The sequence below is a fragment of the Leclercia sp. W17 genome (genome assembly GCF_003336325.1).
Classification (GTDB): domain Bacteria; phylum Pseudomonadota; class Gammaproteobacteria; order Enterobacterales; family Enterobacteriaceae; genus Enterobacter.
In genome coordinates this window covers 234,624-259,445 of record NZ_CP031101.1, presented here as the reverse complement: position 1 = coordinate 259,445, position 24,822 = coordinate 234,624, and the positions used below count along the sequence as shown (strand labels likewise).

Below are 24,822 nucleotides of genomic sequence, written 5' to 3'. Positions count from 1 at the left end.
CATATCCCGCCTTACCGGCAGTCTCCATTAATAATTTGAATCCCCGCCGTGGCCGATTGCGAAGGTAACGTATAACTCACCCGACAGGTCTGCGCCTCTGCGTTACCCCATTTCGCCACAAGCGTTCCGGCATCGGCCATACCCGACAGATAAACCTGACCGCCATCGCCGACAATGCTGCCATCGTCTTTTGCGCCATCCTCCTTGCTCACCGTTGCACCGAAAGGCACCGGTTCGCCATTGGCACGGAGCAGCGTCATTAGCACACGTTGTCCGACACTCGGGTTAAAGTCTGCGCGCACGACGGCACCGCGGGTAGGAATGACTGACGCACTGGTCAGCGTCATATCCACATCTTCAGGCAAGGTTAAGGTATCAAGATAAATCTGGTTACGTCGGTATGCCGTGGCGTAAGGCACCACCGCATAGCCGCGCCAGTCGGTTGTCACACCGGTGTTGTTCGAGATGGTTACACCGTCCGCGCCCGGCGCTTTTACCAGCACCACGGTTTCATTGAGCGGCTGTGAAAGCGTTAAGCCGTTTTCATGCAAGACAATGCCGCCTTGCAAGCCATAATCCAGACGGCGCTGGCTTTTATCGTAACCATAACCCGCGTTAATTTCCCCGTATCCACCTCTGTAATCCGCGCTGGCGTAGCCGTTCGCCCCTTCTCCCTGAGAGGTATAACCCTGGGAGAGGCTGTAACTCAGGTTGTTATCAGCAAGCGCCGTACCGTTGAGACCAACGTTATTTGAGGTAGTACCATTTTTACTGCTGTTAAGGTTGTAGGTTGCGTAGCTGTTCGGTAGCCACTGACTCAATGGAACACTGACGTTCACGGCCACGATCTGATCGGTATAGTACGTCCGCTTTTTGTGCTGATCCTGACCATTGCGGCTATAGGTGTAGTTGATCCCGTAGGAGATCCCTTTCCAGGAGTTGTTATACCCAACACCAACCGATTCGGTAGAACGGTTGTTATTCCAGTAATCTTCTCTTACCAGATTAAGAGAGAACGCACCGGCTTTGTCCCCCAGGTTTTGACTCAAAACCAGCTCGGCACGGCTTTTCTTATGATCGTTAAACTGACCATTATTTCCGGTGTAGCTATCCAGCGCCTCCTGCAGCGTGTAAAAACCCGCAGTGGAATAGCGGTAGCTGGCAAGGCTGAAGTTGGTGCCGGTTTCAGCGAAACTTTTACCGTAGCGCAGACGGTACGACTGGCCGCTGTCTTTCTCTGCGTGTTCCAGCTTGGTCCATGCCTGCATAACGTCTGCAGAAAGCGCCCCGAAGCGGCCCAGGTTTTGCCCGATCCCCACAGCCAGCGACTGATATTTGCTCGCCGCCTGCATGCCGCCATACAGCGTCGCGCCGAACGGTAATCCGTACATGGCAGTGAGCTGCGAGAATAACGTCTTATCAACGTCGTCGTTATATGAGCGGTACTGACCACTGGTGACGCTATACTTCAGGCGGCCTTCACGCTGGAGCACAGGTACGGAAGCAAAAGGTACAATCATTGTTCGCTCGGTACCGTCAGCTTCTTTAATGATCACGTTCAAATCGCCACTACCCGCCGTCGGATAGAGGTCAGTGATGGCGAACGGACCAGCTGGTACATAGCTCTGGTAAATGACGTAACCATTCTGGTATATCGTTACCTGCGCATTGCTGCTTGCAATACCGCGTACCACCGGAGAATAGCCTTTCAGGCTGTCCGGCAGCATGTCTTCATCGGAAGCCAACTGTATACCGCGAAACGGTACGGAATCGAAGATTTCACTGGGTGAGGTGCTGTCGCCCAGGGTGAGCTGACTTCTTAGAATATGAATGTCGCGTTGCAGATAAGTGCTGATAGATTCCCAGCGCTCGTTTCCATCACTGTCGCGGTTCCAGGTCGAATAGTTACGTAGACGCCAGGCCCCCAGATTCGCTCCAGAACGCAAGTTCAGGTAATAGTTATCTGAGTTTCTACTGTCGCCATTTCGCGCCTCGGTATTTGCGCCGCTGAAGCTATAATTTACGAGTAATGCCGGAATGCCCTGATCCCACTTATCCGGAGAAACGTAACCACGAGCCTCGGCATTAAGCGCTATCTGCGGCATGCTCAATTCAAGGCGTTGTTGATCGAATCGAAATTTTGCCGAAGATTGCGCTATCGCACCGGTAAAGTTGGCGCATTCATCTGTGACCTTAATACCGGGGAACATACCAATTTTCACGCCTATTTCCTGCAATAGCTCTCCACTCAAACAGGGATAAAGGCTCTGATTACCGGCAGCATCAACAACAAGGGAAAATTTAATGTCACGGGTAACTACTTCTGATCCGTTAAGATAGATATCAACACGATAGGTGCCTGGTGCCTGTAAGTCGCCATCTTCGAAAATAGATAAATCCGCTTTTCCCTGGCCTGGATTATCGATTTCGAGTAACGCAGGATTAAAATATTCCGCTGCGTGCGTAAGGGCAGCCCCGCCCATTAAAAATGTTAACAAGCAGGCAAGACGAGTACGTGAAAAATGGTTCGAAGTATGGCTCTTCGTAATTTTATTCATATTATTTTCCCATATACAAACGCAGTCATTTGATAATAAAATTGATGACTAACGTTCTTCACTTCCATGCTCAATCAACGCAGCGACACTCTGGTGATTGAGTTCAAATACCAACAGTGAGAATTTTGCTTGTGCCGCCATAATCGTTAATAAACTGCCAGTTCAGCGAATTCCCTGAAACGTTGCCCGGCAAATCGAAGCTGGCCTCTGATTGCGGCGCAACCATAGTGGCGTTTTTTACTTCAATCCCATTGATATTAACTTTGAAAAAATTAATATAATTTGGGGATGGGTTAGTGACCTTCAACTGATTACCCATTCGTTTCCAGGTCAGGCTTTTGGCGGACTCTTCAAGGGAATTATTAACACCAGCGGGACGGAAAATGAGCTTAATACGCGTTTTCACTGCAATCTGTAGCGTATTTTCTTGCGATTTATTAGCAGAAGGAATCGATTTAATATTGAGCCAGAACATCGACTCTTTATTCTGTGGCAGATTGCCGCCCGCACGCACGATACGCAAAATGTTTTGCTGATTGCTGTCCAGTCGGAATAAAGGAGGAGTAACAATAAACGGTGCTTTATCAGTTTTTCCTGCGCCATCTACCCATGATTGAATAAGATAGACATTGTTGTCAGGGTTACTGACATTAATGGAACTTTCTTTTTTTGCGCCGTCATAAATTACCCGTGTACCTCCTACCACCACGCCCGCCTGCGCCGTCGTGACTAAGGTCATTAATAATGCAGCCACCCCTGTAGCGCGCCATCTATTCATGCTATCCCTGCCTGTCTCGAATGTTCAAAAAGACCAGAGGCATACCTTGCCTCCAGTCTGATTTAGATCAGTGAAAATTACTGATATACGATAGTGAACTGAGTAACAGCGTTTGCCTCACCCACAGTGACTTTATCAGACAGGGCGATATAACCTGCGCGGAAGCTCAGGGTGTTAGGACCAGTGCTGGTCAGGCTGTAAACAGATGAGTCGGTATACAGTGGAACGACTTTATTCTGAGCGTCAGTAATCTGAATACCGACTTCTTTAGCGGTCTTTTCACCTGCGGTCAGCGCCAGAATGCCATTGTCACCAGCTGCCTGCTCACCGTCGAAACGAACAACTGCACCTTTTACAGTATCCGGGCAATCTTTCAGTACCAGTTTGAACCCTTTAGTACCAGAGATATCGCCAGCAGCTTTGAATGCATTGCGGCTAATGTTACCCAGAATCACTGACTGATTCAGAGAATCTGCATCAACAGTACAAGCTGCATCGGTAATAGTACCGGTGAAGTTAACTGCGCCATCAGCAGCGATTGCTGAAGTAGCGAAAACGGAGGTAGCCATCAGAGCAACTGCCAGAAGATTTTTTTTCATTAATTTGTCCCTATTAAATATGTTACACGACAACGCTATGTCATTTCCTTTATTTAGTTCCTGAAGTCTCCACCGCAGTAAATAAAACGTTGGATGGGTTCCCCCTAAATCCCAACGATTCATGTCGAACTAAATTGGAGCACAATTTAATGAGATGGTAATTTCATGTCAATACTGATTCCCTTACTCGGCTTCCATTTATGTTTAACTTTCTATTTCAGTACGTTACGCTCTAAACCGTTGTTTTTATCCTATTTATCGGGATCGGTTTTTTCTTGTATTCATGAAACTTCTTACAGGGGCTCTAAATAAACAACAGAAAAATGAATGACGCTAAAATTTAGTGCCTCTCATTTCACGACATTTAACGCTGCGGCATGGCGATATATTAGTTTTAAGAACCAAAAAAAGCCATCTTAGTTTAACACCATTTCTTTTAAATATTTTTTCACACCAAGTTCACAAAATTTATTTAAAACTTCCAGTATTACCCGTAGTACACAACAAAACTGCATCCTGAATAGTACGGAATCCTGACTGATTTTTGATGAATCGCGTATCGTTTCCCTGGGAAAACTTTGCTAAAGCAGACCCGCACTTTAACACTTGAGACGCTACATTCATTGTCATCCTGACGGCCTCAAATAAGTTTCTCTGAAGTAATTCAGTTCGCAAATCGATACGGAAAAAGATAATTTATTTAAATGGCGAGCTAATGATTTATATTCTTTATCTATAGAAAACGACATCCGATAAGATACAGCCACACTTAAATCATACTTTAAAAGAATAATTATTGTTTTCTACGGCTGGAACTATGCGCTTACAAAATGATTTTATCCTGCTGTCAGCGGTCAGCACCATAGGTTATTTCTTAGATTTTTTGCGTACTTTTTGTGATGAAAAAGACGCTATTTTTTAGAATAGTGAGAAATATCTCAAATTTATACGATTCCAGACCTAATGCTCAGTAAAATAAACTTGGCAGGAGACTGTTTTTTGTGAATAAAAAGACAGGACGCCTTGCGTCCTGTTTGAAGTGAATAGAATGTTGTCATTCTGATCAGGCGGAAAGGCCACCATCCAGAATAAGAGTTTGTCCGGTCATATAAGTGCTGTCGTCACTCACCAGCCATGCCACCGCACCAGCGACTTCGTTTACTGTACCGAAGCGTTTCATCGGAATGGTTTTGTGCAGCGCAGTCAGTTTTTCTTTAGGGATATTGGCCAGAATATCGGTGTCGATATAGCCGGGTAGCAAGCAATTGACCCTGACGTTAAAACGCCCTAACTCCACTGATAGCGTCCGTGCAAGGCCAATCATGGCCGCTTTACTCGCTGCATAGGCACTTTGCCCACTATTGCCCTTCACGCCGGTAACTGACGACATCATTACTATAGAACCGCCACCTTCTATCAACATCGGCTTAAGCAGATGCTGGTTAAAATAGAAGACAGCATTTAAGTTCGTATCCATCACCTTACGCCAGTTATCCGGGTTTTGGTGAATGTGTAATTCATCAAGCGTGATACCGGCATTGTGCACTACGCCGTGGGGCGCACCGTAACGCGTCAGTAAATCAGTGGCGACACGCGCCACAGCCTGCTCATCACTTCCGTCACATTGATAGCTTTCAACCTTACCCGGCAGCGTTGCGCAGGCCTGTTCAACCTCCCGAGCCGCGCTTTCACCCTGATTCCAGGTAAATATCACATTATATTCTTTCGCCAGACGCAGCACCGTAGCACGTCCGATCCCACGGCTTCCGCCGGTGACTAATATCCATTTCCTCTGCATAGTTAAAGACTTTTTTCGCTGAGATACTGACATAACTCGCGAAGCGTAATGTTCACATTATTTGTGAACAGTTCAGCTTCAATGGTGACGCCAAATTCTTTCTTTGCCAGCACCATAAGTTCCACATAATCCAGGCTATCGAGCTTTAGCTGATACAGAGGCATGTCCGGATCCAGATCTTCCATTTCCATGTCTTTTGCATCGCACAACATCTCACAAACTTTGCTATAAACTTCATCAAAAGGTGTCATGATTTATTCCTTTAATTCAGACTGTTGAATGTTATTTAGGGTTAATTGCTCTTTTTTATCAGCAATCACCTGTCAGCCAGCCAGCGAGCCGGTTTTCAATGTAACCGTGACAGACATCAACGGCTCATTGACACGCCACGCCTGAATGCCCGCCACTAAAACCAGTCCAGCATGTTTATTGCCCATTACCAGCGTCGGCAGGATCGCATAATCGATAGCGTCAAAACGCTGACCACTCTCATTTTGCCGTAACAACCGGGGTGAAAAATGCGTGTCATGGTGCGTCTGAACAACCTGCACCAGGCTGAAAACATCGCGCAGGCTATTGGCCTTATGCTCAGGGATAATGCTATGCACCGTCTCGAGCGTTGCCGGTGCATTGACTAACTGGCGGAACAATATTGCATCAAGGAAAATCCACAGCGGAGCAACATGTCCGACATGAGTCAGAAACTGGGTATACAGCACCGCCAGCTCTTCCCCTTCAAGCGTATTCACCTGAGCGGCAGGTGATAACGTCAATGAGTTAGCGCCAGTGATTTTACTACTGATGCTGGTCTTCTGTGTCTGAAAATTCACCAAATTTCCACTCACCTGCATCTGCTCACGACGCACCACTTCTTTTACAGGCAGCTCATAGGGTATTTCACACATCACCGGCTCGCGAAGACGACTGCTGAATACCAGACCTTCCAGCGACGATGCATGTTTTTCCACGGCAGCACTGAGCGCAGATTTTACATCCAGCAGCGCGCGCATGCCGTGTACGCATAATCCGTCCATCCCCAGACGCTTCGCCTCGTTAACGTCAAAATGAATGGGATTATAGTCACCCGAAAAGGCCGCCCAGCGTTCGGCATGTTCCAGGCTGTAGCTTAGCGACATCATTTCCCCCTGCCGATCACCAGCGCCGCGTTCGCGCCGCCAAACCCGAAGCTGAGGTTGAGGGTTGTGTTCAGCACTGCCGGGCGATGGGTATTGGGTACATAATCCAGATCGCATGCCGGATCGGGCGTAGCGAGATGACAGGTCGCAGGCATCACCTGATGCTCAAGGGCCTGCAAACAAACGATCGATTCAAAGCTGCCAGCGGCAGCAATCAGATGGCCAGTATAGGATTTCGTACTTGAGCAAGGCGTGGTGTAAGCCGCCTCGCCCAGCGCAATCTTCATCGCCTCGGTTTCATTAAGGTCGTTGAGCGGCGTAGACGTGCCGTGGGCGTTGATATAATCCAGATCCTGGGCGGTAACGCCAGCCTGCTTAAGGGCATGGCGGATGGTTTGCACCCGCGCAATTTTGTCTTCGGCCGGCGCGGTAAAATCACTGGCATCGGAGAAATTACCGTACCCGAGAATTTCGCCAAGAATAGTCGCACCACGTGCAATAGCAGATTCACGCTCTTCGAGACACAGCACCGCCGCCCCTTCGCTTAGCACAAAGCCATTACGATGCAGGCTGAACGGACAACAGGCGCGCGTGATCTCTTCCTGCTCGCTGGCCAGCGCGCCAAGCACGTCAATATTCCATACCGCTGAATCAGAACGCAGCGATTCTCCGGCCCCCGCCAGCATCATGTTTGCACGACCATGTCGGATAAGTTCAAACGCATCGCCTATCGCGATGGTCCCCGTCGCGCAGGCTGCTATCGGTGTATTTTGATAGCCACGGAGCCCCCACAGCAGGCTGACTGCCGCCGTGGCCGAGCTGGGCATCGAGAAAAAGCAGCCAAAAGGGGAGCCCACCCCGGTGCGCATATAATCTTCGTAATAAACCTGGGTTTCGTCCTGACCTGCCCAGCCGGTGCCCATGATGGCGCCGCAATCGCGCAGATCGTAATAGTGCTCAGGCTTTTCATCGCCAAACGACATCTGCATGGCCTCTCGCGCAGCGGCCAGCGTAAGCCGTGCATAACGTGGCAAGCGGCGTCGGATGGCGGCAGGTACGCCTTTGAGTGAAGGCTCCTCATCGATCAGGCCATAAAAACGGGATTTGATCCCGGCGGCAGATTTGTCGCAATAACGGTAGCCGAGTTTGTAATCCATGATGGCTGCCCAGCTTTCAGCGGCATTCATCCCCAGCGGTGTTACTGCCCCATAACCCGTAACCACTACCCGACGCGGCGCGTCCATCGTCTGTAAAGTGTCCATTGTCATGGCTTATCCTTGTTTATTCATCGTATTGTCTTCCCCGCCCCCTAGCGCCAACCAGAGTTTCATCGTGGAATACAGGTAGTTGTACTGGTTTGTTACCAGCGCGTTTTCGCTGACCAGCAGCGCATTCTGCGCATCAAGTAACGCCTGATAACTCACCGAACCGTGGTGATACTGGCTTTCCACCAGCACCAGCCGCTGTTGGCTCAGCGCCAAATCGTTCAATAAATGCTGTTTTTCCTGCTGCCAGGTCAGGCGCTGCGACATCGCGTTATCGATATCCTGCAGCGCACTGTAGGAGGCGTGACGAAACTGAATCGCCGCACTCTGGACATCCAGACCGGACTGGTCGACGGTCAGTTGCACTTTGTTCCACTGGATGAAAGGCAGATCGACCGCTGATCCCAGCGTTCGGGCCGGGTTGCTGAACCATTGCTGAAACACAGCAGCACCGGCATTCAATGAGGCACTGAGCGACAGCGAGGGATAAAAACTCAATCGCGCAACGTCTGAACCCGCCAGCGCGGCACGCAGTTTCAGTTCGGCGGACTGCACGTCCGGCCTTTTGGCGATGGTTTCCAGTGGCAGGCTCTGCGCTACCGGTACACGCTGATGGAGATCCAGCGTCTGACGTTCGGCAGGGTACTGTCCAGGCGGGCGGCTGAGTAGAATCGCCAATGCATTACGGCTTTCATCGCGCTGCTGGAGTAAATCACGCAGACTAATTTCACGGCTCAACACCGTCTGCTGCGCCTGCAAATAATCGAGCTGGCCCAGATCACCCGCCTTCCAGCGGGAGGTCACCATGCGCAGAGTTTCTCTGGCAATCTCCAGACTCTGCCGGACATTGCCGATCTGCTGATTCAGGCTGGCAATCTGCCAGTAAAGCTGAGACGTTGTGCCAATAAGCGACAGCGCAGTAGCCTGTAAATCCTGCTCCGATGCTTTTGCCAGCCAGTCGGACTGCTCCCGGATACGCGCCAGTTTTCCCCAGAGATCCAGCTCGTATGACGCTGAAAGAGCGTTGCTGTAGCTTTCTGTCGGCGTAGTGTCGTGATGCAGAGACTTAGTATTACTGGCTATTCCGCCTGCGGTGACGTCAGGCGTCAGATTAAGATCCGATATCCCAGCCGCCAGTCGCGCCTGGCGAAGCTTGATCCCTGCCAGCGCCAGATCGTTATTGCTCTGCAACACGGAAACGATCAGGCGTGACAGCTGCGGATCGCCAAAATTATCCCACCAGTGCGGGGAAAATTTCGCTACGCCCTCGCCAGTATCCTTCACACGCCAGGCGTCAGGTACTGACAGCATGGGTCTTTGATAGTCGCTTTTCAGCGCCTGACCACAGCCAAACAGCGTCAGCGTCATGGCGGCAATGATGAATGGGTTCAGTTTCATTCGCGGGCTAGCGCCTCCGTGGGATGCAGGCGGGCCGCATTGCGCGCCGGGAAAAAGCCAAAGCCAAGCCCGATCAGCGCGGAGAAGCCACAGGCCAAAAGGATGGGCGGCCAGGTGAAAATCATGGTGAATTCCTGCGTAACCAAAGAAAAAATCAGCCCCGCCAGACCCGAGCCGATAATGCCAATCAGGCCGCCGAGGGAACAAATCACCATCGCCTCAATCAGAAACTGACGCATGATGTCCGCAGGCCGGGCACCGACCGAGAGGCGAATGCCAATCTCATGGGGCCTTTCCGTTACCGACACCAGCATGATGTTCATCACCCCGACGCCACCTACCAGCAGAGAAATTCCGGCAATCGCGGTGATCAGCAGGGTCATCGACTCCGACGTTTTACGAATCGTCTTCGTCATCTGATCGTTGGTCATGGTGAAGAAATCCCGTCTGCCGTGCACCGAATCCAGCAGTTGCTCGACATCTCGCTGAGCAGCATCGATTGGATAATCGTCGGCGATACGCAGGGTAATCGACTGCAACGGCGTATCACCCGACATCCGCTCCAGCAGCGAGGTATAGGGGATCCATGCGCCGAGTTGCTCGCCGAAATACTTCGGCCCTTTTTTCTCCGCTACGCCGATCACCCGGTAAGGCACGCCGGAAAGTTGAATAATTTCGCCCAGCGGATCCTGCCCGCCAGGGAATAGCGTGCTGCGCACGTTCGGATCGATGATGACCACCGGCTCACGTTCATCCAGATCGCGTGCCGTGAAACGGTTCCCATTAACAAAGTTCAGCCCCTGCACACGAAAGAAACCGTTACTGACGCCCGACAACGAAACAACAACTTGCTTACCGCCCCGGACCGCCATAGCGGTTTTATTCACTATCGGCGACAGGCTGTCGATGTATGGCTGTTTGCCGAGCAAATCCACATCGTCCAGCGTCAATGCCCGTTCAAAATCGGGCCGCAGTTTGTCCCAGCCGAGACCGGGGCGAATTTCGACCGAGCTGCTTCCCAGCTGGCTTATCTGGCTGAGAATGCTCTGCCTTGCCCCTTCACCGACTGCCATAGAAGAGACAACAGAAGAGATGCCGATGATGATGCCCAGCATGGAAAGGAAGGCGCGGATCCGATGCCCAAGCAGGGAGCGCCACGCCATGCGCACCGCTTCCTTGATGCTCTGCCAGACAGGCGTTCGCCCGGTGGCGGCTATGGCTGGAAGGTCATGGGATGTCACCTTCGGCATAACCGGATTGACCCGGTCAGCCACAATCTGGCCGTCGTGGATTTCGACAATGCGCTGGCACTGTTCGGCGATACGCCGGTCATGGGTGACGATAATAAGCGTATGCCCGGCCTGATGAAGTCCATGCAAAATGGCCATCAGCTCCTGGCCACTGGTACTGTCGAGCGCCCCCGTGGGCTCATCCGCCAGAATCACCGGCGCGCCGTTCATCAGGGCTCGGGCGATACTGACGCGTTGCTGCTGTCCGCCGGAGAGCTGTGCAGGCCGGTAATTCATGCGCTCACCAAGACCCAGGCGAGTCAACAGATACTCAGCCCGTGTCCGACGTTCAGGGGCAGGCATATCGGTATACAGTGCCGGAATGGTGACGTTTTCGATGGCCGTCAGATAGGGCATCAGGTGATAGCGCTGAAAGATAAAGCCCAGATACTGGCTGCGCAGCTCTGCGAGTTGTTCGCTGCTGGCCACCTGCGCAGGGATATCCATAATGCGCATTTCGCCTTCCGACGGTTTATCCAGGCAGCCAATGATATTCATCAGCGTGGATTTCCCGGAACCCGATGCACCGATAATGGCGACCATCTCCCCCGCCTCAACGCGCAGGGAGATATCCTTCAGCACAGTTACCGCAGCGCTGCCCGAGCCAAAATGGCGGGAGATATGTGAAAGTTCGATTACCGGCGCGTTAGCCATGCGCAGCCCCGGTCTCATTTTGCACAATCACAACGTGCTCGCCTTCGCTCAGGCCCTCTTTCACCTCAACGAACTGACGGTCGTTGATGCCCACTCGCACCTGCCGCAATTCGATCTTATCGCCCTTCATTACCTGCACCTGATAGCGATCTTTCCCCTGCGGCTGACCCAGTGCCATCAGCGGCAGGCGCAGCACATTTTTAACCTGAGCGGTGATGATGAACACCTGTGCCGTCATGGAGGTACGTAGCAGATGGTCGGGGTTCGGTACGCTGAATACACCATCGTAATAGACGGCGGAGGCTTGTTGCCCCTGGGGACGGGCACTGTCATCCTGTAAAGCGTCACTCGGCGCATCCTGAAGCGTGCCCATCACACTTTGGTATCGACGCTTAGGATCGGCCACAACGGAAAACCACAGCGGCTGGCCGGGACGGACTTTCAGAATGTCTGTTTCTGAAATACGCGTGTGCACCGTCATGGTATCAACGTCGGCCAGCACCAGAATGGTCGGCGCGGTCTGCGAGGAGACAACGGTCTGTCCTTCCCGGGTAACGATACCCAACACCTGTCCGTCCACCGGCGCCATAATCTGCGTATAGCCCAGATTGGCTTTTGCCGTTTCCAGCGCCATCCACGCCTGTACGATCTGCGCTTCATTAACTAACAACTGCGCCTTCTGCGTATCGAACCTGGCCTGCGCCTCCTCGAGATTGCTCTTCGTGCCGGATCCGTCGCGATCCATCCGCAACTGGCGTTTAAGCTCAAGATCATACTGTTTGAGCGTGACCTGGGCGGCCTCTTTCTGGGCGATGGCAATATCCAGCGCCGCCTCAGATTTACGCAGCTCGCTTTGTTGCAACGCCGGGTCAATTTCAGCCAGCAGTTGACCTTTAGTGACGCGATCGCCGGCACGAACGTGCAGTTTTTTTAACTGACCATTGACCTGCGCACCGACATTCACCTGTACAGAAGGTTTGAGGATGCCGGTCGCCAGGACGGTCTTCTGAATATCACCGCGTTCAATTACCTGCGTAACGACCGGCACCTCGGTCCCGGACCACATACGTTGCACAGCCAGCACACCGACAATCACCAGCGCCACGGCCAACACGCCCAGGGCATAAAAGGTCTTGCGGTTTCTGCCCGCCATAACGAGTAGTCGTTTGATCGCAACTCTCACGCCAGCTCTCCTTCAGGGAGGATGGTGGACACAGAGGTGTTTCCCACCGCTTCTATATGGCCTTTTCTCATTGCACAGAGGCGGTCGAACAGGTGTAGCGTCGTTTCACTGTGCGTTACGACGATCAGCGTTTTTTCATATTCACGGCAATGATCGATAAGGGTTTGCATCACCTGGTGAGCGGTCTGTTCGTCAAGATTGGCGGTCGGCTCATCCAGCACCATCACCGGCCGATCGCTGTACATTGCACGGGCCAGCATCAGACGCTGACGTTGCCCAAGCGACAGTGCAGGATGGCTCTCGCGAATAAGGGCGTTCTGTTTTCCCGGGAGACGATCAATCACGTCGGTCAGGTTCAGGCCGTGCAGGGATTTATTGATACGCGCCTGTTTTTTGGCGTCGTACTCGCGATCAAACAGCGTGATGTTCTGCAATACGCTGGTGTTGAAAAGGATGTCTTCCTGGCTTTGCAGGAAGAACAGTTTCTGCGCCTGACGACTGTTTACCGGCTGCCCGTCGGCGAGGATCTCCCCGGACTGAGGTTCAATAAGCCCGGTAATGACTTTGAGCAACGTACTTTTTCCCGCGCCAGACTCGCCGATAATCGCCAGTGATTCACCCCGACGCAGCACTATCGACACATTATCGAGCACCGGCTTGCCCGGATCGTACGCATACTGCAACTCGCGATAGTGAAGCTGATGATTAAACGCCACCGGCGGCAGTAGTGCGTCGTGACGCTCTTCTTTCACCTTCGGGAACAGATCGGCGGCTCGGGTATCGATCACGTGCAGCTGGTTTTTGCGCAGAACAGAGAAGAAAATCTGGGTGATATAGGCGGTAAAAATCTGGCGCACAAAGCTATAGGCAAAAAACTCACCCAGCGAGATGCTGTTATTTTTCAGCAGCGGCAACGCCAGCAGCATAAAAAAGACCATCTCAAGACTGCCAATCAGCTGATACAGGCTGCCCTTTACCTGCTCATATATTTTCTGTTTCTGCCGACAGTCAAACAGGGAGATAACATAATTCGCGAATGCGGCCTGACGCTGGCTGGTCAAGCCAGCCGATTTCAGCGTCGCAAATCCCTGAATAGTCTCCAGCAGAAAATCGCTTTGCTCCGCGCTCTTCACCTGCATCTGTTGCGTAAAATAGCGGTCCCGGAAAATAGCCCAAACGCTGACCAGCCCCATCAGCGTTACGCCAGCGGCAGAAATGGCGGCCAACAGTGGGCTGATGTAGCACATGACCCCCAGCGCAATGACTCCCACCACCCAGTCTATTCGCAGGCCGTTATCCAGCTCGATTTTTTGGGCTGCCGCCATTTGCCAGTTGGAGAAGCGGCTGAAGATTTCCCCTGGGCTGCGTTTTTCGAAGAAGGCGAGCGAGTTCGTCAGAAGATGGGCAAAACCGCTGACGCTCTGCATCACCACAAAACGTTTGATAAAACGCTCGGTCACGCTGCGCACAAAAAAAGCCAGTAGAGTTGAGACGACAAAGGCCAGCAGATAATAGAAGTATGGAAATTCAGTTCTACCGCCCGAGGAGAAAACGTTGTTGATAGCAGAGCTGACCATCACCGGCATGATGAACAAGGTCAGTGAAATCAAAAACGCCAGCAGCATCAGTCGATAAATGCCGGGGATCGCCGCAGTCTGTTTTAAACTCATGCACTCCAGAGCGCGAAAGCGTCGCGTGCGTTTGTGTTTCTCTACCGACGGTGCGGCACTTTCCGCTTCCTGGTCAAGAACCAGGGCATAACCGCTGATTTCAGATTTCAGCGCGGCGATGGGTAAGAGCTGCTCGCCAATCGCCGGATTCATCACGCAAACATAACTTCCCTGGCGGTAGGCCAGCAGCACATAGTGGCTCGCACCGTAATGCAAAATGGCAGGTAACGGGAGTTCTGCGAGTTCATTCAAATCGAAGGCGACCGGATAAACGGGGATCGCCAGTTCGGTCAGGATATCGCACATGGTTGAGAGCGCGGTGCCGTGGGCAGACGCCGGAAAGCGCTCGCGTAACTCATCAAGAGGCGCATCGATGCCCTGTGTTTCCGCCAGCATGGAAATACAGGCCAGCGCGCATTCGTTTGTTTCTGCCTGATAAACCATTTCGGGAATGATATGTTCCATAATTGACACCTTTGAACGTCCTGTTCTCATCTGTAATATCACTAGCGCCGCGCTGTAAAATTATTCATTTTCAATCATTAATGAAGAATAAAGAGTGTGAATGCCATAGCATCCAGTCGGTGGAATACTCGCGAATACTCTGCTCAATAATTCCCGGCATTTCATCTTTCAATTTTTTTGCCGGAACCGGATCATGAATGCGAATTTTCAGTCCGTTATCGTAATAAAGATGATAAAAAACCACCTTCGCTGACATCATTCTTGCGAGCCGGATAATGCCGCTGTGTAACGTAGCCGGGCGGCCGAACAACCGGCATTTTAATTTCCCGGCTTTGTCTTTACTGGCAAATTGCGTAAAGTCAGGCGTAATATCCGGGAATAAAATAATATTCCGCTGGTTACTCGCGGCATCCATTACCGAGGTCATCAGCGTTCCCGCAATGTTTTTATTATCCTCGTGTATAGAACAATACGTAAGATCCAGCCCCCCCATTTGCCGTTCGGCTGCGGAATAGACATCGGCACTGCGTGACGTAATCACCGTCGCCTTGCCAGGGTACACCGTGCTGCCGATCATGGTGCTGAGTATGTCCGAGACCATATGTAACGGGGCGAGGATCACCGACTGGCCTGCGCGCTGCAACGGTTCGACGACAGCATTGAGTTGTGCCGTACAGGCTGCAAGCTCCTGCAAGGCCCAACGATTTTGCCCGTAAGTGACGGCCTGGACCAGTAACTCACGCCGCTGCGTCAGCCAGATATAGTCAAATGCCTTGTTATCATGAAGCAGGCACTGACGGTTAGATTGCGCGACGACGGCCCGCAATTTTACATCTCGCCGTGTCAGCCCCAGGAAGCGGATTACATGCGAGAAAGCGAAGATGACGCGATAGTGCATGCGCCGGAATAATAAGCAATGCGCCCTGTAGCTGATCAGCCCGAGCTTATGTAATGCCAGCTGATATTTGACGGCGAGGTTTTTCCACACCAGCGCACACCACAGGGCAAAAAATTTCATTATTACTCCGCCGCGCGATTGGTTTCTAATAGCGTGATTAATTTGTCCGCAAAAGATGAGAAATCACCTTCCTGAAGCGCGACCCATTTTTTATTAATAATAAATGACGGCGTTGCATTGATATTATAATGCTGAGTAACGCGAACCATATAATCCATACGCGCTTTTACTTCAGCGGACTGGCTGACAGTATTATATTTATCCACGTTAATATTATTCTTTTCCAGCCATGCAGTGCGTTGCGCTGGATCGCCTAAATCAACCTTATCCTTGATCACCGCCTGATAGGCGCTTTCACGGTGCGCTTCTTCGAGCCCCATCACCTGTAGGGTGGCGAACACCGACGCAAAGCGCGCTAGCCCACCTTGCTTATCGAGATTGAAATGAAGACGTACCAGTTTCTTCCCTGCGGGCAGGCGTTTTTCCAACTCAGCCACATTTTTTTCATTTACTGCACAGAAATGGCAACCATATGAAAAAATTTCAATAATATCCTCTCCGTCAGCGATTGGGCTTTTCGCTACTTTATCAGCTGATAGTGAGACCAATGCTTGCTGTCCGCTATTATCGGCGTTATTGAATACGAAATAATGGAACCAGGCAGTCGTAATCAACGATGAAATGACGGCGATAAAAATGGTGTAAGCCAGAATAAGAAGAATTCTTTTTTTCATGGGAGGCTTTTCATCCTGAAAATAAAAGTAGGAGAAGCTCAAAGGGGGCGTCGTAAAAAATCATACAACGCCCTTCAGAATAATCAGCAATTATTCCATTTAACTAAGAGACAGATGTTTCTTAGCCGGCATCTGGACAGTTAGCCTTGTCTGAAATTTTATAAGTTCTGGTTACAGCACCGTTTTTGTCAGTGCAGGTCTTTACATCCGCACATACGCTAGAACCATTAACTGTCATTAATTCATAAGTGTTTACACAAGTTTCGCAAGTACCGCCAATAATTGCGCTTGCTTCAGTCATGTTGATCTTTTTCATTTTAATATATCCTTATTTATGAGTATTTCATTTTGAACAAAGTGCGTCTGATATATTTACAGCAGAATAATACATTACAGAAGACCCATTCCTTTTTACACCGAAATAACAACGCTTAACGTAAAACGTTAAGCGTTGTTATTTCGGATTTACGCATTGTAGCGATGCTTTTTTCTTTGAGCAATATGCCCCAAACAGCCTGAAACGTACCTCATTAAAGAGAGCGTCATTTGGCTGACAGGATTTTTCCCATAAAAAGTCGTATTATTAAACGCTAAAATAAAAAAAAGCTCACCAAATACCTGATGTAGCCCCCCGAAACTCCAGACAGTAGCTGTATCTCCAGATAAGAGATAGGCTTGAATATATGTCTAACACTAACGCCAATTTTGAGATGACCGGGATCCTGTTAGGGCAAGAAGTCCGTAAACGTAAAACTCCTCAGGAGAAGATCGCCATTATCCAGCAGACGATGGAGCCGGGCATGAATGTCTCCCATGTCGCCCGCCTGCATGGCATCCAGCCCAGCCTGCTGTTTAAGTGGAAGAAGCAATATCAGGAAGGCAGCCTCACCGCCGTTGCGGCCGGGGAAGAAGTTGTTCCAGCTTCTGAGCTTACTGCTGCTCTGAAGCAGGTCCGGGAGCTTCAGCGCCTGCTGGGCAAGAAGACGATGGAAGTTGAGATCCTGAAAGAAGCCGTGGAGTACGCTCAGTCGCGAAAATGGATAGCGCACGCGCCCTTGTTGCCAAAGGACGGGGAATAGCCCTGGTCAGCCGCACCATGGGCGTGTCGCGTGCGCAGCTGTCACTGCGAATTAACCGTTCTGCCGACTGGCAGGACAGGCGCTGTAACCGGCGTGATGACGAAGCAGACGCTGAAATACTGTCAGAGATCCTCGATATCATCAGCGATATGCCCAGTTACGGCTATCGCCGTGTGTGGGGCATCCTGCGTACGCAACGTCGTACAGAGGGACTGCCCCCGTGAACGCCAAACGGCTTTACCGGCTTATGAGCGAGCATAATCTGCTGTTACTGCATGACAAACCAGAGCGGTCGAAGCGTGAACATAAGGGCAAAATCGCGGTGGCAGAAAGCGATATGCGCTGGTGTTCAGATGGCTTCGAGTTCGGCTGCGACAACGGTGAGAAGCTGCGGGTCACGTTCGCGCTGGACTGCTGCGACAGAGAAGCCATAGACTGGGCAGCGAGCACAGGAGGCTACGACAGTTCGACGGTGCAGGATGTGATGCTGAGGTCGGTGGAAAAGCGCTTCGGCGACGGGCTGCCGACCACACCGGTTCAATGGCTGACGGATAACGGTTCAGCATATACCGCGCATGAAACGCGGAGGTTCGCCAGAGAGCTGAATCTGGAGCCGTGTACAACAGCGGTGAGCAGCCCGCAGAGCAATGGCATGGCCGAACGGTTCGTGAAGACGATGAAGGAAGACTATATCGCGTTCATGCCAAAACCAGATGTGAGAACAGCCCTGCGAAACCTTGCAGCAGCGTTCACACATTACAATGAAAACCACCCGCACAGCGCGCTGGGATATCACTCCCCGAGGGAATATCGGCGGCAGCGGACATCGTTAACTTAAGATACAAAAGCTGTCCGGAGATGGCGGGTCAAGATCAAGCTCACCAAATACCTGTTTACCGCTTTCGGTTCGGCAGGACTTTTCTTAGAAAAACTCAAGAGTACAAGATCATTACACAATATTATTTTTTCTAAAAAAGGTTGTACCGCTCTTCCCAAGGGGATTAGCTTTCGATTACCCTCGTTAAACTTACGTTTAGGCCCTTGTACACGTTAACGCACGTAACCTTGCCGCTATGCGGGCCAATAAAATATAAATACACATAGATTGTGTTATTAATCAATAACAACAGGTCATTTTACGCAAGCAGAGAATTTCGCCTACGTCTGCATTCGGGGAATTTTTGCACGCGCAAAAGCGTATCGCTTTAGCGGCAAGGCGGATGCTGTCGCCTGATGCCCTCTTAACGGCATAGCGAATGATCCGAATTTTATTTGCTCTCTTTACTGTGGATTGTCCTGTTTACTGCCTGAAAAACATCGACATGGCGCCAACCGCTCACTTTTTTGCTTCGTAGCAAAGCGTGATCTACCGCACATTTCCCTCACCACAGACCGAAGCGAATGTCTAAGATTAGTAAGCAACCGGATAAAACCAGACCCGAGATAACGCTAACCGGAGGTCCTGACCACCATGTTCAACCAGAAAATACGCACTGTAGAGACCGTAGAGTTCGACATAGAACAAGAACTTCTCTACGAAATCGATCCCTGCGAGTTAAAACTGGATGAAATGCTCGAGGCGGAGCCGGAACCTGAAATGATTGAAGGGCTGCCCGCATCCGATGCGCTCACCCCTGCCGATCGCTACCTTGAACTCTTCGAGCATGTTCAGTCGTCGCGACTGTTTGAAGACAGCAAAACCTTTCCTGACTGTGCGCCGAAGATGGATCCGCTGGATATTCTTATCCGCTATCGCAAGGTGAGACGACACCGGGACTTTGACCTGCGCCAGTTTGTGGAAAATCACTTCTGGCTGCCGGAAGTGCTGTCGAGCGAATATGTCTCCGATCCCTCTTTCTCGCTCAAAGACCATATCGATAACCTGTGGCCGGTGCTGACCCGGGAGCCGCAGGATCATATTCCGTGGTCGTCATTGCTGGCGCTGCCACAGGCCTACATCGTCCCCGGCGGGCGATTCAGCGAGACCTACTACTGGGACTCCTATTTTACCATGCTGGGGCTGGCCGAAAGCGGCCGCCACGACATGCTCAAGTGCATGGCGGATAACTTTGCGTGGATGATTGAAAAATACGGTCATATTCCCAACGGCAACCGCACCTACTATCTGAGCCGCTCGCAGCCGCCGGTGTTTGCCCTGATGGTAGAGCTGTTTGAAGAGGATGGCGTGCGCGGTGCTAAGCGCTATCTGGACCATCTGAAAATGGAGTATGCCTTCTGGATGGACGGCGCAGAGTCCCTGCTGCTCAACCAGGCTTACCGCAGCGCGGTACGTATGCCGGACGGCTCTCTGCTCAACCGTTACTGGGATGACCGTGACACCCCAAGGGACGAATCCTGGATAGAGGACGTCGAGACCGCCCGCCACTCCGGGCGTCCACCTAACGAGGTCTATCGCGATCTGCGTGCCGGGGCCGCTTCCGGCTGGGACTACTCCTCCCGCTGGCTGCGGGATCCGAGTCGGCTGGCGAGTATCCGCACCACGCAGTTTATCCCTATCGATCTCAACGCTTTCCTGTTCAAGCTGGAGAGCGCCATCGCCAATATTTCAGCCTCAAAAGGGGATAAAGAGACCGCGGAGCGCTTCCGCCAGAAGGCGAACGATCGTCGCGAGGCGGTTAACCGCTATCTCTGGGATGAGGAGAATGGCTGCTATCGTGATTACGACTGGCGCCGGGAGCAACTGGCGCTCTTTTCCGCGGCCAGCATCGTACCGCTGTATGTCGGTATGTGTACCCATGAGCAGGCCGAACGTTTATCCGACGCGGTAAAAGCGCGCCTCCTGACGCCGGGCGGTATCCTTGCCACCGAGTATGAAACCGGGGAGCAGTGGGATAAACCTAACGGCTGGGCGCCATTACAGTGGATGGCGATTCAGGGATTCAAACAATACGGCAATGATTCTCTGGGGGATGAGATCGCGTGGAGCTGGCTGCACACGGTAAACCATTTCTACAAAATGAATCACAAGCTGATCGAGAAGTACCACATCGCCAGCAGCCAGCCCCGGGAAGGGGGCGGGGGTGAGTATCCCCTGCAGGATGGGTTTGGCTGGACTAACGGCGTGGTGCGCAGACTTATTGGCCTGTACGGGGAGCCATAACTCCCCCGCATTCTCAGCGGATCACCTCATAAATGGCTGTCTGGATCGTCTGCCATTTTTTGGTACTGGCGTCCGGTTGGGCCTGAGCCCGCCGCTTTGCCTGATCCATCTCGCGTCGCTGGCGTTCGACCACCGCCGGAACGGTACAAAATGCCTGGAGATACTCTTTGCGCAGATCCGTCAGCGGTTCGCCCGCTGACATCGCGTGTGCGAGGGTGTTGATAAACTGTCTGCAGGGCTTGGCCTGCCCCATCTGCAGGCGATAGCGCATCAGGATATCCAGCACCTCCCGATGCCCCACCGACAGGGCATGCTCCGTCCAGGAGAGCTTCCACTCCATTCCCGCCTTCAGGAACAGCAGCGCCACGCGGGTATCGTTCCTGTCGATCGCCGCGCGGAAGTTATTCTCATCCCAGGTGACGCCCATGCGCGTCAGCGCTTCGCGGGAGGAAGGTAATTCACGCATCTCTTCCGCCGCGGTCTGCACAGGAGGCGAGGCGCTACTGGCCGCCTGGGTCGGCGTGCTGCTTTCCATTAACAGCCAGGTGCCCGCCACCAGCATTCCCATCACCATTACCCCCACCGCACCCCACAGCCCCACCGAGATCAGGTGATCGCGCTGCTCCGGCGTACGCGCGGGCCGACGGTTCGGTTTGTCGATGGTGTCACGCACCTCAAAAATGTCATCGCCAGTGGCCCGGCATTTTTCTCGCGCATTTTCCCAGAAGAGCTCCAGCTCGTGGTTGCCTTCTGCCATCAACCCCGCCGGGTTCACCGCGGTACGGCCCTCGTTAAAGGCACGCTGAACGGGGCCGGCAATCTGGGCGTAATAGTTATCCAGCAGCAGGATTTGCGCAGAGGTCAGCGGCTGCTGGGCAATGATGTTGTTGCGGAGCAGGCGGATATCATCAAGAAAGGAGTGGAGTGTTTTACGTGGTTCCACCATCAGCGTCAGCAGAGCGGGATCGCTGAACAGCGCTGAATAAGAGCGGGAGTACTCTTTCTTGTCCACCAGCATCAGTGCCAGCTCGCTAAACATCATGCCGCCGAGGGCATCGTTGCGTTCGCCCTGCTGCAGCCAGCGGCGGACCCGATCGGCGCCAAATAGCGTTTTAAGGTGGTTGTTCAGGCGCGTTGGATCCGGCCAGGCCTGCATAATCAACCCTTTAATCATCAATTCCAGCGCACGCACCTGTTTCCGGGCATGCTGTTGCTGAAGCTCATCGCCGGGGCTCATTTCGGTACTGTAGGTCAGCAGCGGCTGCTGCAAACGCAGGTGTTCCAGCGCCGTTACAAAGCGCGTCGCGGCAATCAGCTGGTTGTCGCTCACATCCTGCCCGCTCTCATACTGCGGCACCCGCTGCTGCAAAAGCCGTAATTGCAGGGTGAATTGTGAGAGCTCCGCATCGTTGAGGTTCAGGCGTTTTGCCACGCTCGCCCAGCCCCCCAGCGCCAGCCTGGCGGAATCCAGTTGCTCAAGGAACCAACGGGGATCTTTGCCTTCGGCAACATGCACCTTTAACAGGAGCAGGATCTCCACAGAGGCCTGACGAATAATTCCCAGACAGCGTTCAAACTGCTCGCGGATCACGTGCGATTTACTGAGGGTCATCATTTTCCTTTAAATGCCGCGCAAGGATTCAGGCGCAGCGAACGGAGAGCGGTTGTTTTTTAAGTGGTTATACCAGATTAAACATACCCGATAACCGCCACTATTTCAGTGATAATGTTAATATCATTTACAAAAGCTCCCGGAGACCTGGCATGCCTGTGCTGCACACCCCGCGTTTAACCTGTTCCCCACTGCAGGAAGAGGACTGGCCCTTTTTTCTCTCCCTGCAACAACACCCCGACGTGATGCGCTACGTGGCCGAAGCCCGCCCGGAAGAGGCCATTCGCGAAACGTTTACCACTCGCCTGCCCGCGTGGTCGCCGGGCAGTGACCACTGGCTGAGCCTGGTGGTGCGCGATCACAATCAGACACCGCTCGGGGTCACGGGCTATATTCATCGCGATGATGATTGCGCCGAAGTGGGGTTCCTGTTCGCCCCGCAGGCGCAGGGTAAAGGCTACGGCTTTGAATCTTTACAGGCGGTGTGCGATTACGCCTTTATGCAGGGAGGCATCCGCCGTTTAACCGCCACGGTGACGGCGGGCAATATCGCCTCTAAACGCCTGCTGGAAAAAGTGGGTTTTGTGCTGGAAGGTGAACTGCGTGAAAGCTACTGGCTGGCAGGTGAGTGGCATAACGACTGGCTGTTTGGGCTGTTAAGAAAAGAGTACTGCTAAGCGTGCCGCGGGGTTCCCTCCCCGGCACCTGATTACAGGAACATCCCTCCGGAGACCTCAATGCGCTGCGCATTCATCCAGCCGAGTTCGTCGCTGAGCAGCGCCGCAATCGCATCGCCGATATCGTCCGGTAACCCAACGCGGCCCAGCGCCGTCTGGGAGGCGATCTGCTGATTGATCGCTTTGTTATCGCGTACACGACCGCCGCCAAAATCAGTTTCGATCGCCCCCGGGGCGATAATGTTGGCGGTGATCCCGCGCGCGCCCAGCTCCTTAGCCTGGTAGCGGGTGAGCACTTCCATAGCACCTTTCATCGCCGCATAGGTGCTGGATCCCGGTAGCGCAAAACGGGCCAGGCCAGATGAGACGTTCAGGATCCGCCCGCCGTTTTCCATCAGCGGCAATAGCCCCTGAGTCAGAAAGAACGGTCCTTTGAAATGGATGTTCATCACTTCATCAAACTGCGCTTCCGTGGTCTCCATATAGGGGGCGTATAAACCCACGCCTGCGTTGTTCAACAAATAATCGAAGGTGTTGCGCTGCCAGACCGAATGCAGTTTTTCACTCACCTTGGTAACGAACTGTTCAAAGCTGGCAATATCGCCGACGTTCAGCTGCAATGCCGCTGCTTTTAACCCTTTTTGCTCAATTTCGCGCACAACTTCTAGCGCTTCCTGCTCGCTCCGGTTGTAGGTCAGCAGGATGCCGACACCTTTTGCTGCCAGCTTCAGCGCCGCGTTTTTACCGAGCCCGCGGCTGCCGCCGGTCACTATTGCAATACGTTCAGTCATGAGAAACCTCGTTTCGGCTGTTGTGGTGATTGAGAAAGAGCTTATTAGGTGATAGAAAATCAATAAATACGCTCTGCAACGCTTCACTGTTTCAAAATCAACAACAATGAGCGCTTCCTATGGATAAAATTCACGCAATGCAGTTATTTATTCGCGTCGCTGAACTGGAGAGTTTTTCCCGCTCCGCAGACTCAATGGGCCTGCCTAAAGGTAGCGTATCGCGCCAGATTCAGGCGCTGGAGAACGGGCTTGGCACCCAGCTGCTGCACCGCACCACGCGGCGCGTCAGCCTGACGCAGGACGGCATGGTCTACTACGAGCGGGCCAAAGATCTGCTGACCAATATGGAAGAACTGGATGGTCTTTTTTTGCACGACCCTGCCAGCGTCAGTGGAAGAATACGCGTCGATATGCCGGCCAACGTTGCGCGAAATTTAGTCATCCCCAAACTGCCACTCTTCCTGCAACAGTACCCCGGCATTGAACTGGAGCTGAGCAGCAGCGACCGGCTGGTGGATGTGATTCGGGAAGGATTTGATTGCGTGGTGCGCGTCGGCACCCTGAAAGATTCCGGCTTAATTGCCCGCCCGCTCGGCAAGCTGTCGGTGATCAACTGCGCCAGCCCCGATTACCTGTCGCGTTTTGGCTATCCCGACGGGCTGGATGATTTAACCTCCCATGCGATGGTGCATTACGCAACGCATCTCGGCACCCGGCCTCAGGGGTTCGAATATTACGATGGTGAGGCGACCCACTGGGTTAAGACCGGCGGTGTCCTGACGGTCAACAGCACCGAGACTTACCATGCCTCGGCCCTCGCCGGACTGGGGATTATTCAGGTGCCGCGTGTAGGCGTGCGTGACGCGCTGCGGGCCAAAAAGCTGCAGGAGATCCTCCCGCAATATCGCGCCCGGCCGATGCCGGTATCGCTCATCTATCCCCACCGCCGCAACCTCTCCCGCCGGGTACATCTGTTTATGGCCTGGCTCACGGACATCATGAAAACCTACGTTGACTGAGCGCAGGCTATAATTTTAAGGACCTCCCGCTAAACAAT

The 24,822-nt window shown here is 52.5% G+C and carries 19 protein-coding genes and 1 pseudogene; 4 read left to right on the top strand and 16 right to left on the bottom strand.

Translation table 11 applies throughout. The features are described 5' to 3' along the window. Positions 1–11: 11 nt before the first annotated feature. The 14 genes from DVA44_RS01230 to DVA44_RS01165 form a co-directional block, all read right to left on the bottom strand. Positions 12–2,558, bottom strand: a complete 2,547-nt coding sequence (locus DVA44_RS01230) for a fimbria/pilus outer membrane usher protein (RefSeq protein ID WP_114385574.1) — start codon at positions 2,556–2,558, stop codon at positions 12–14. 103 nt (positions 2,559–2,661) lie between these two features. Continuing rightward, positions 2,662–3,336 carry a molecular chaperone gene (locus DVA44_RS01225; RefSeq protein ID WP_114316467.1) on the bottom strand — a complete coding sequence of 225 codons (675 nt, stop codon included), beginning with the start codon at positions 3,334–3,336 and terminating at the stop codon, positions 2,662–2,664. Positions 3,337–3,413: 77 nt separating this feature from the next. Continuing rightward, complete coding sequence (locus DVA44_RS01220) at positions 3,414–3,935, bottom strand: fimbrial protein (RefSeq protein ID WP_103824734.1); 522 nt, start codon at positions 3,933–3,935, stop codon at positions 3,414–3,416. 1,063 nt (positions 3,936–4,998) lie between these two features. After that, on the bottom strand, positions 4,999–5,733 hold the full coding sequence (locus DVA44_RS01215; RefSeq protein ID WP_114316466.1) for an SDR family NAD(P)-dependent oxidoreductase: 735 nt from the start codon (positions 5,731–5,733) through the stop codon (positions 4,999–5,001). A 2-nt stretch (positions 5,734–5,735) separates the two neighbouring features. After that, on the bottom strand, positions 5,736–5,984 hold the full coding sequence (locus tag DVA44_RS01210; RefSeq protein WP_103824732.1) for an acyl carrier protein: 249 nt from the start codon (positions 5,982–5,984) through the stop codon (positions 5,736–5,738). Positions 5,985–6,056: 72 nt separating this feature from the next. After that, a complete protein-coding gene (locus DVA44_RS01205) occupies positions 6,057–6,869 on the bottom strand; it encodes a MaoC/PaaZ C-terminal domain-containing protein (RefSeq protein ID WP_158250572.1) in 813 nt (270 codons plus the stop codon). Further along, the gene (locus tag DVA44_RS01200) at positions 6,869–8,131 is read right to left on the bottom strand and encodes a beta-ketoacyl synthase (RefSeq protein WP_168194503.1); all 1,263 of its coding nucleotides are present in this window, start codon (positions 8,129–8,131) and stop codon (positions 6,869–6,871) included. The genes DVA44_RS01205 and DVA44_RS01200 overlap by 1 nt, the downstream gene beginning before the upstream one ends. A 9-nt stretch (positions 8,132–8,140) precedes the next feature. Then, positions 8,141–9,532 (bottom strand): TolC family protein, encoded by a 1,392-nt coding sequence (locus tag DVA44_RS01195; protein WP_168194443.1) that lies wholly within the window; start codon positions 9,530–9,532, stop codon positions 8,141–8,143. Next, complete coding sequence (locus DVA44_RS01190) at positions 9,529–11,475, bottom strand: ABC transporter permease (RefSeq protein ID WP_114385573.1); 1,947 nt, start codon at positions 11,473–11,475, stop codon at positions 9,529–9,531. The genes DVA44_RS01195 and DVA44_RS01190 overlap by 4 nt, the downstream gene beginning before the upstream one ends. Then, positions 11,468–12,628 (bottom strand): efflux RND transporter periplasmic adaptor subunit, encoded by a 1,161-nt coding sequence (locus tag DVA44_RS01185; protein ID WP_114385572.1) that lies wholly within the window; start codon positions 12,626–12,628, stop codon positions 11,468–11,470. The genes DVA44_RS01190 and DVA44_RS01185 overlap by 8 nt, the downstream gene beginning before the upstream one ends. 26 nt (positions 12,629–12,654) lie before the next feature. Beyond that, complete coding sequence (locus tag DVA44_RS01180) at positions 12,655–14,793, bottom strand: peptidase domain-containing ABC transporter (protein ID WP_114385571.1); 2,139 nt, start codon at positions 14,791–14,793, stop codon at positions 12,655–12,657. A gap of 70 nt (positions 14,794–14,863) precedes the next feature. Further along, a complete protein-coding gene (locus tag DVA44_RS01175; protein ID WP_114385570.1) occupies positions 14,864–15,811 on the bottom strand; it encodes an ABC transporter in 948 nt (315 codons plus the stop codon). A gap of 2 nt (positions 15,812–15,813) precedes the next feature. Beyond that, positions 15,814–16,485 (bottom strand): DsbA family protein, encoded by a 672-nt coding sequence (locus tag DVA44_RS01170; RefSeq protein ID WP_114385569.1) that lies wholly within the window; start codon positions 16,483–16,485, stop codon positions 15,814–15,816. Between the two features lie 121 nt (positions 16,486–16,606). Next, on the bottom strand, positions 16,607–16,801 hold the full coding sequence (locus tag DVA44_RS01165) for a DUF4762 family protein (protein WP_114316459.1): 195 nt from the start codon (positions 16,799–16,801) through the stop codon (positions 16,607–16,609). A 394-nt stretch (positions 16,802–17,195) separates the two neighbouring features. Here DVA44_RS01165 and DVA44_RS01160 point away from each other — a divergent pair. Together DVA44_RS01160 and DVA44_RS01155 are read left to right on the top strand one after the other, a co-directional pair. Further along, positions 17,196–18,402: pseudogene (locus tag DVA44_RS01160) on the top strand (IS3 family transposase). Between the two features lie 633 nt (positions 18,403–19,035). Beyond that, positions 19,036–20,685, top strand: coding sequence for an alpha,alpha-trehalase (locus DVA44_RS01155; protein WP_114385568.1), 1,650 nt, complete (start codon positions 19,036–19,038; stop codon positions 20,683–20,685). 13 nt (positions 20,686–20,698) lie between these two features. Here the strand turns inward: DVA44_RS01155 and DVA44_RS01150 are convergent, their stop codons facing one another. After that, positions 20,699–22,297 carry an STY4199 family HEPN domain-containing protein gene (locus tag DVA44_RS01150; protein WP_114385567.1) on the bottom strand — a complete coding sequence of 533 codons (1,599 nt, stop codon included), beginning with the start codon at positions 22,295–22,297 and terminating at the stop codon, positions 20,699–20,701. 152 nt (positions 22,298–22,449) lie between these two features. Between DVA44_RS01150 and DVA44_RS01145 the strand changes: the two genes are divergently transcribed. After that, complete coding sequence (locus DVA44_RS01145; protein ID WP_114385566.1) at positions 22,450–22,974, top strand: GNAT family N-acetyltransferase; 525 nt, start codon at positions 22,450–22,452, stop codon at positions 22,972–22,974. 32 nt (positions 22,975–23,006) lie between these two features. Here the strand turns inward: DVA44_RS01145 and DVA44_RS01140 are convergent, their stop codons facing one another. Continuing rightward, the gene (locus DVA44_RS01140) at positions 23,007–23,765 is read right to left on the bottom strand and encodes an SDR family NAD(P)-dependent oxidoreductase (RefSeq protein WP_114385565.1); all 759 of its coding nucleotides are present in this window, start codon (positions 23,763–23,765) and stop codon (positions 23,007–23,009) included. A gap of 119 nt (positions 23,766–23,884) precedes the next feature. On the opposite strand from DVA44_RS01140, the gene DVA44_RS01135 reads away from it, so the two are divergent. Then, a complete protein-coding gene (locus DVA44_RS01135; RefSeq protein ID WP_114385564.1) occupies positions 23,885–24,784 on the top strand; it encodes a LysR family transcriptional regulator in 900 nt (299 codons plus the stop codon). Positions 24,785–24,822: the final 38 nt, after the last annotated feature.

What these genes read in the sequence shown, in the direction of transcription:
- DVA44_RS01195 (WP_168194443.1), bottom strand. Translation starts at nt 9,532, where the DNA reads ATGAAACTGAACCCATTCATCATTGCCGCCATGACGCTGACGCTGTTT.
- DVA44_RS01170 (WP_114385569.1), bottom strand. Translation starts at nt 16,485, where the DNA reads ATGAAAAAAAGAATTCTTCTTATTCTGGCTTACACCATTTTTATCGCC.
- DVA44_RS01230 (WP_114385574.1), bottom strand. Translation starts at nt 2,558, where the DNA reads ATGAATAAAATTACGAAGAGCCATACTTCGAACCATTTTTCACGTACT.
- DVA44_RS01180 (WP_114385571.1), bottom strand. Translation starts at nt 14,793, where the DNA reads ATGGAACATATCATTCCCGAAATGGTTTATCAGGCAGAAACAAACGAA.
- DVA44_RS01200 (WP_168194503.1), bottom strand. Translation starts at nt 8,131, where the DNA reads ATGGACACTTTACAGACGATGGACGCGCCGCGTCGGGTAGTGGTTACG.
- DVA44_RS01215 (WP_114316466.1), bottom strand. Translation starts at nt 5,733, where the DNA reads ATGCAGAGGAAATGGATATTAGTCACCGGCGGAAGCCGTGGGATCGGA.
- DVA44_RS01205 (WP_158250572.1), bottom strand. Translation starts at nt 6,869, where the DNA reads ATGTCGCTAAGCTACAGCCTGGAACATGCCGAACGCTGGGCGGCCTTT.
- DVA44_RS01175 (WP_114385570.1), bottom strand. Translation starts at nt 15,811, where the DNA reads ATGAAATTTTTTGCCCTGTGGTGTGCGCTGGTGTGGAAAAACCTCGCC.
- DVA44_RS01150 (WP_114385567.1), bottom strand. Translation starts at nt 22,297, where the DNA reads ATGACCCTCAGTAAATCGCACGTGATCCGCGAGCAGTTTGAACGCTGT.
- DVA44_RS01220 (WP_103824734.1), bottom strand. Translation starts at nt 3,935, where the DNA reads ATGAAAAAAAATCTTCTGGCAGTTGCTCTGATGGCTACCTCCGTTTTC.
- DVA44_RS01225 (WP_114316467.1), bottom strand. Translation starts at nt 3,336, where the DNA reads ATGAATAGATGGCGCGCTACAGGGGTGGCTGCATTATTAATGACCTTA.
- DVA44_RS01210 (WP_103824732.1), bottom strand. Translation starts at nt 5,984, where the DNA reads ATGACACCTTTTGATGAAGTTTATAGCAAAGTTTGTGAGATGTTGTGC.
- DVA44_RS01185 (WP_114385572.1), bottom strand. Translation starts at nt 12,628, where the DNA reads ATGGCGGGCAGAAACCGCAAGACCTTTTATGCCCTGGGCGTGTTGGCC.
- DVA44_RS01135 (WP_114385564.1), top strand. Translation starts at nt 23,885, where the DNA reads ATGGATAAAATTCACGCAATGCAGTTATTTATTCGCGTCGCTGAACTG.
- DVA44_RS01190 (WP_114385573.1), bottom strand. Translation starts at nt 11,475, where the DNA reads ATGGCTAACGCGCCGGTAATCGAACTTTCACATATCTCCCGCCATTTT.
- DVA44_RS01145 (WP_114385566.1), top strand. Translation starts at nt 22,450, where the DNA reads ATGCCTGTGCTGCACACCCCGCGTTTAACCTGTTCCCCACTGCAGGAA.
- DVA44_RS01140 (WP_114385565.1), bottom strand. Translation starts at nt 23,765, where the DNA reads ATGACTGAACGTATTGCAATAGTGACCGGCGGCAGCCGCGGGCTCGGT.
- DVA44_RS01155 (WP_114385568.1), top strand. Translation starts at nt 19,036, where the DNA reads ATGTTCAACCAGAAAATACGCACTGTAGAGACCGTAGAGTTCGACATA.
- DVA44_RS01165 (WP_114316459.1), bottom strand. Translation starts at nt 16,801, where the DNA reads ATGAAAAAGATCAACATGACTGAAGCAAGCGCAATTATTGGCGGTACT.